Genomic DNA, 6,333 nt, shown 5'->3' with positions numbered 1-6,333 from the left:
GATCCCGCCGTGCCCGGCCTCGCGGGCTTCCACCGCCATCCACAGCCGGCGCTGCCGCTCGTCCAGCACCGGTGCCAGCAGCGCAAACTTGCGCGACACCTCGCCCTCACGATCGGCGGCCGTCACCACATCACACAGAATAAGGCCAGGATCCCGAACGTAGCGTTAATTTACTCGCGTGTCCTAACACAGTCAGTTTGCGGATCCCTCGCTGTAGGCCACGATCATCCGCAGCGCGCTGGCGCGTAGATACGCCTCGACGGCCGCGCCGGCGGCAACAGGGTCGCGCGCGAGCACCGCCTCGGTGATCGCTCGCAGATCGGCCAGGACCGGTTCGGCATCGTCGTAGGCCCTGGTCAGCTCGTGCTCGCGGTCGCCGAACGCGTGCTCGACCCAGCGATACAGCAACCCCAACGCGCGGTTGCGGCTGCTGTGGATGAGCACCCGGAAATAGGCGAGATCGGCAGCCTGCCGGGCGGCGGCACCATCCGCGTCCCGCAGGGCCGCCAGCGCGTCGCGCAATGCGTGGGCATCGTCGCGGGCGTGTCGCTGCGCGGCCAGGCGGCCGATCAACGGACCTAACGCCGCGCGGATCTCCAGCAGTTCGGCGAGGAAATCCGGACCCAGTTTGCGTACCAGCGCCTCCACAACGGCGGGATGGGTGAGCCCCTCGGGATCGCGTACCACGCTGCCGCTGCCGTGTCTGACCTCGATCAGGCCCATCTGCTGCAGCCGGGCCAGCCCCTGCCGCAGCGACGTGCGGTTGACCCCGAACTGCGCCGCCAGGTCACGCTCCGGCGGCAGCGTCGAGCCGGGCGGGAAGACCCCGTCCAGGATGGCGTCCGCGATCGACGCGGCGATGTGTTCGTCGACGCGCTGACGGTCCGGCGGTTGAAAGGCACTTGACTGGTTCATTGGCTCAACCAATATAGTGGACGAATCAACCGGAGGTGAAGCAAGTGGACGATGAACTGCTGTCGGCGGTAGCCCCGCGCTGGCAAGGTAAGTCGCGACGGCTGGAAGTCTGGTACGCCACCCTGTCCGATCCGTCGACGCGTGCGGGTCTGTGGGTCCATTGCGAAACGGTGGCGCCGACCACCGGATCGCCATACGGGCACGGTTGGGTCACCTGGTTTCCGTCGGAGGGCCCGCCACGCACCGAGCGTTTCGGTCCGACACCGGTCCAGCCCGCCGTCGGCTCGGCATGGTTCGACGCCGCCGGCGCCCGGGTGGCGCCCGGAAAGCTGGCCGGGCGGGCGGGATCACTGGCCTGGGAGCTGGCCTGGACGGACGCCGGCACGCCACTGTGGACGTTTCCCCGGGCGGCGTGGGAGCGCGAGTTGCTGCCGGGCGCGCAGGTGGTGCTCGCCCCCACGGCCGACTTCACCGGCTCGCTGAGCGTGGGTTCTGAAGGCACCGCCACCCATCCCATCACCGGCTGGCGCGGCGGCGTCGCACACATCTACGGGCATGGCAATGCCAAGCGCTGGGGATGGATCCACGCCGACCTCGGCGGCGGCGACGTCGTGGAGGCCGTCACCGCGGTGTCGCACAAGCCGGGACTGCGCAAGCTTGCGCCACTGGCGTTCGTCCGGTTCCGCATTGACGGAAAAGACTGGCCGACAAGCCCTTTCCCGTCCCTGCGGATGCGCACCACGCTCGGCGTGGCGCACTGGCAGCTGGAGGGACGCATCGGCGGCCGCCAGGTACTGATCCGTGTCGATCAGCCCCCGGACAGGTGCGTGAGCCTGCAATACACCGACCCGGACGGGGGCAGGGCGGTGTGCACCAACACCGAACAGGCCGACATCTACGTCGAGGTCGACGACCGGCGTTGGTCGGTGTTGGGCATCGGGCATGCCGAAGTCGGGTTGCGCGGAGCCGACGCACCCGCCGTCAACGAAAGGACCCCGTCATGAGTTTTCTCCTGGACCCGCCGCTGCTGTTCGCCAGCGGAGCGCTCATCGAGCGCAGGGTGCCCGAAGACCGTCGTGATCTCGCCGAAGCCGCCGTGCTCGGTGTCTTCTTCGCGGGATCGTTCGGGCTCTACAACAACGTGCCCGGGCTGGGGTTCTTGTGGCGCCCGTTCCGCTCGCAGAACGGGCGTGACTTCATGTGGAACAGTGGCGTTTTCGACGTGGATACCGCGGAAGCAGGGTGGCCGTTGCACGCCGCCGCCGGCGGCATCTTCGGGACCTATCCGTTCTTCATCAAACTGGGTCGACGGTTCGGGCGCCGACGATGAGCCGGCTGGCCGACCGGGCCGTGGCCGCCTTCGGGACGGCGTTGCTACCACCCGAGCACGGGGGTCCGGCGCCGGCTCAGTTCGTTGAGCGCGTCGGGCGCTACGTCGAACAGCTGCCGGCGACGCAACGGTTCGCGGTGCGCGCCGGGGTGCTGTCACTGGCGGCCGCGAGCTACCTGACCACGGGCCGGTCGTTGCCGCGATTGAACCCGGCGGACCGGGCCCGGGTGCTGGGCCGGGTCGCCGCCGTCGGTCCGGACATGGGTGCCGCGGTGGAGGGCCTGAAAGCAATCGTGCTGCTGGCCAACGGCGCCGACGCCTACGCCGACGAGCTGCTCGCCCGCGCGCAGGGGCATGACCCGGCGCGCCCGGATGCGGCGCTGACCGTCACCTCGTCCACGGATAGCCCTTCGGTCGTGACCACCGATGCGGTGATCGTCGGCTCCGGGGCCGGCGGGGCCATGGCCGCGCGCACGCTGGCGCAGGCCGGCGTCGGCGTCGTCGTGCTCGAGGAGGGGCGGCGCTGGACGGTCGAGGAGTTCCGCACCACCCACCCGATCGACCGCTATGCCGGCCTTTACCGCGGCGCCGGGGCCACCATCGCGCTGGGCCGCCCGTCGGTGGTGCTGCCGATGGGCCGGGCGGTCGGCGGCACCACCGTGGTCAATTCCGGCACCTGCTTCCGGCCGCCCGATGCCGTGCAACGACGCTGGCGCGACGAGTTCGGGCTTGACCTGGCGGACCCGGAGCGGCTGGCCCACCACCTCGACGAGGTGGAGCGCACGCTGCGGGTAGCGCCGGTTCCGCTGGACATCATGGGCCGCAACGGCAACCTGTTGCTCGATGCCGCCACCGAGCTGGGCTGGCGGGCAGCGCCCATCCCGCGCAACGCGCCCGGCTGTGGCGGCTGCTGCCAGTGCGCAATCGGCTGCCCCCGCAACGCCAAGTACGGGGTACACCTCAACGCGCTGCCGCAGGCCTGCGCGGCCGGCGCGCGGATCGTCTCCCGGGCGCGCGTGGAACGGGTATTGCACGAGCACGGACGCGCCCGTGGCGTGCGCGCCCGCCGGCCCGACGGCACCGCGATCGACGTGCTGGCGGACACCGTCGTCGTCGCCGCGGGCGCCACCGAGACGCCGATGTTGTTGTGGCGCAGCGGTCTTGGTGGTCATCCCCGGCTCGGCCGGAACCTCGCGCTGCACCCGGCGACGATGCTCGCCGGCCGCTTCGACGACGACGTGTACGCCTGGCGCGGCGTGTTGCAAAGTGCGGCGGTCCACGAGTTCCACGAATCCGACGGGGTGCTGATCGAGGCGACGGCCACGCCACCGGGCATGGGCTCGATGGTCTTTCCCGGCTACGGCGCCGAACTGCTCGGCTGGCTGGATCGGGCGCCTCGGGTCGCCACCTTCGGTGCGATGGTGGCCGACCAGGGCGTGGGGTCGGTCCGGTCAGTGCGGGGGGAGGCGCTGGTGCGCTACGACATCACCCGAGCCGACATCGCCAAGCTGCGAGTCGCCATGGAGGCTATCGGCCGGCTGCTTTTCGAGGCCGGGGCGGCCGAGGTGCTCACCGGCCTGCCCGGCGCCACCACGGTGACGTCGCTGCCCGAGCTGCGGGAGGCGGTGCGGCGCAGCGACCCCGCAAGCCTGCACCTGGCGGCCTTCCATCCGACCGGAACCGCGGCCGCCGGCGCCGACCCGCAGATCTGCCCCGTCGACCCGACCGGCCGGCTGCGCGGCGTCGACGGTGTGTGGGTTGCCGACGCATCGATCCTGCCCAGCTGCCCGGAGGTGAACCCGCAGGTGTCGATCATGGCGCTGGCGTTAGCCGTCGCCGACAACATCGCCGGCAGGGGGGTCAGCGCTCACCCGGCATGAATGTTTTGATGACCACGTACGTCGGGTCCGCCGCGCACTGCGTACGAGCGATCCGTCCGCTGCAAGCGTGGCAAATCGACAGCGGCCCACGCATCCCATGGGGCTCCGATACGGTCAACCCGCATCCTGATCCTCGGTGCGGCCTTCCGCCGCTAGCCCTCGAGCTTGTAACCCAGTCCCCGCACCGTCACCAAGTGCACCGGATTGGCGGGGTCGGCCTCGATTTTGGACCGCAAGCGCTTGACGTGGACGTCGAGCGTCTTGGTGTCGCCGACGTAGTCCGCCCCCCAGACCCGGTCGATCAGCTGGCCACGGGTCAACACCCGCCCACTGTTGCGCATCAGGTATTCCAGCAGGTCGAACTCCTTGAGCGGCAAGGTAATGACCTCGCCGTTCACCGAGACGACGTGGCGCTCGACGTCCATCCGCACCGGGCCGGACTCCAGGATGCCGTCGCTGGATTCGGCGTCGTCGTCGCCACCGCGGCGAAGCACCGCGCGGATCCGGGCGATCAACTCGCGTGCCGAATACGGCTTGGTCACATAGTCGTCGGCGCCCAACTCGAGTCCGACCACCTTGTCGATCTCGCTGTCCCGAGCCGTCACCATGATCACCGGAACGCTGGACCGGGCACGTAACTGCTTGCACACGTCGGTGCCCGACATCCCCGGCAGCATCAGATCCAGCAGCACGATGTCGGCGCCGGACCGGTCGAACTCGGCCAACGCCGACGGACCATCGGTCACCACCGTCGCCTCAAAGCCCTCCTTGCGCAACAAAAACGCCAGCGGATCGGCCAACGACTCCTCGTCCTCCACGATCAACACACTGGTCATCAGCGCCGCTCCTCTCCCCGGCAGGCGGGTGGTACCCCCCCATCGCTGCGTCCCCCGCAAGCGGGCGGTACACCCACTGCATGATCACTGGCGCGGGTCATCGACTCAGCTCTTCCTCTCGTTGTGACCTGTTGGGTCGCGCGTCGCGCGCCCGCAGTTGGTCAGGTATTTCGCTGTCATCGCACTCCGCCGCCGGAATCGACAACGTGAACGTGGACCCGGTTCCGGGTTTGCTCCACACGCCGATGCTGCCGTTGTGGTTGGCGGCGACGTGCTTGACGATGGCCAGTCCCAGCCCGCTGCCGCCGGTGGCCCGCGAGCGCGCCTTGTCGCCCCGGAAGAACCGCTCGAACACCCGCTCCTGGTCCTCGAGGGCGATCCCGATTCCGCGGTCGGTGACGGCGATCTCGACGTTGTCACCGCGGCGGCGCCGGCTGATCGAGACCAGCGACCCGCGTGGTGAATAGGCGATCGCATTGGAAACCAGGTTGGCCAGCGCGGTAACCAGCAAGGTTTGGTCACCGAGCACCCGTAGCCCGCTGGGCGCATCGGTACTAACCTCGATGTCGGCAGTGTCCGCGGCTACTTTGTGACGTGAAATCGCCTCGGACACAATGGTATCGACGTCAACGTCGGTCACATTGTGCAGCCCCTCGGCGCCCTGCAGCCGGGACAGCTCGATCAGCTCCGCGACCATGTCGCCCAGTCGATTGGCCTCGATGAGCACCTTCTCAGCGAACCGTCGAACGGTGTCGGGGTCATCCGGCGACGCGAGTAGTGCTTCGGCAAGCAGGGCCATGGCGCCAACCGGGGTCTTGAGTTCGTGACTGACGTTGGCCACGAAGTCGCGCCTGGTCGCCTCCATCCGCGCATAGTCGGACTGGTCATGGACGAAGACCACGACGAACCTGCGGTCTTCCTCGCTCAGCAACCGGGCGTGCCCATGCACCAACAGCCCGGAGCGGCCGGCGGCACGCTTGGCGGGTGACAGATCGAACTCGACGTCGTCACCGCCCAACGCCTGCTGCGCGGCCCGCCAGGCTTGGTCGTCGAGCTGCCGGTCGCGCACCAGGCCCAGCTCCCTGGCCCGATGGTTGAGATAGACGACGTCGCGATGGGCATCCACCACCGCCGCACCCATCGGCATCAGGGCGACGATGCGCTGCAGCATCTGCGCGACGGTGATCCCGGCCCGCTCGGTGGCCGCTTGCTGGCGGCGCCGCGCGACCCGCTGCGACAGGCGGTTTCCCGCCGCAACACCTACGGCCAGCGCTAGCGCGGACAAGACCCCGGCCAGCAACAGTGCCGAGAACACAGTCACAAGCAAAATCCTACAAACTCCGGTGAACGCGGCCCTAGCCGAGCGAGGCCG

Annotated in this window: 6 protein-coding genes; 3 read left to right on the top strand and 3 right to left on the bottom strand. The window is 69.4% G+C overall.

Annotation, left to right across the window (positions count from 1 at the left end; translation table 11 throughout):
- Nucleotides 1-192: 192 nt before the first annotated feature.
- Nucleotides 193-915 carry a FadR/GntR family transcriptional regulator gene (locus EET03_RS02755; RefSeq protein WP_075544429.1) on the bottom strand — a complete coding sequence of 241 codons (723 nt, stop codon included), beginning with the start codon at nt 913-915 and terminating at the stop codon, nt 193-195.
- Nucleotides 916-959: 44 nt separating this feature from the next.
- Here EET03_RS02755 and EET03_RS02750 point away from each other — a divergent pair, with 44 nt between their 5' ends.
- Genes EET03_RS02750 through EET03_RS02740 form a run of 3 tightly spaced genes read left to right on the top strand, consistent with a single transcriptional unit; the run spans nt 960 to nt 4,125 of the window.
- On the top strand, nt 960-1,919 hold the full coding sequence (locus EET03_RS02750) for a hypothetical protein (RefSeq protein ID WP_075544433.1): 960 nt from the start codon (nt 960-962) through the stop codon (nt 1,917-1,919).
- Nucleotides 1,916-2,245: a hypothetical protein gene (locus EET03_RS02745; RefSeq protein WP_036398715.1), complete on the top strand. Its 330-nt coding sequence runs from the start codon at nt 1,916-1,918 to the stop codon at nt 2,243-2,245. Before EET03_RS02750 ends, EET03_RS02745 begins: the two co-directional genes overlap by 4 nt.
- Nucleotides 2,242-4,125, top strand: a complete 1,884-nt coding sequence (locus tag EET03_RS02740; RefSeq protein WP_075544428.1) for a GMC family oxidoreductase — start codon at nt 2,242-2,244, stop codon at nt 4,123-4,125. Before EET03_RS02745 ends, EET03_RS02740 begins: the two co-directional genes overlap by 4 nt.
- Before the next feature lie 152 nt (nt 4,126-4,277).
- Here the strand turns inward: EET03_RS02740 and regX are convergent, their stop codons facing one another.
- A complete protein-coding gene (gene regX / locus EET03_RS02735; RefSeq protein ID WP_063471338.1) occupies nt 4,278-4,961 on the bottom strand; it encodes a two-component sensory transduction protein RegX in 684 nt (227 codons plus the stop codon).
- A 97-nt stretch (nt 4,962-5,058) separates the two neighbouring features.
- On the bottom strand, nt 5,059-6,282 hold the full coding sequence (locus tag EET03_RS02725; RefSeq protein WP_099193935.1) for a sensor histidine kinase: 1,224 nt from the start codon (nt 6,280-6,282) through the stop codon (nt 5,059-5,061).
- Nucleotides 6,283-6,333: the final 51 nt, after the last annotated feature.

This window comes from Mycobacterium innocens, from assembly GCF_900566055.1.
Taxonomy (GTDB): Bacteria; Actinomycetota; Actinomycetes; order Mycobacteriales; family Mycobacteriaceae; genus Mycobacterium; species Mycobacterium innocens.
The sequence above is the reverse complement of the archived record's forward strand: the minus strand, read 5'-3'. Positions and strand labels throughout refer to the sequence as shown.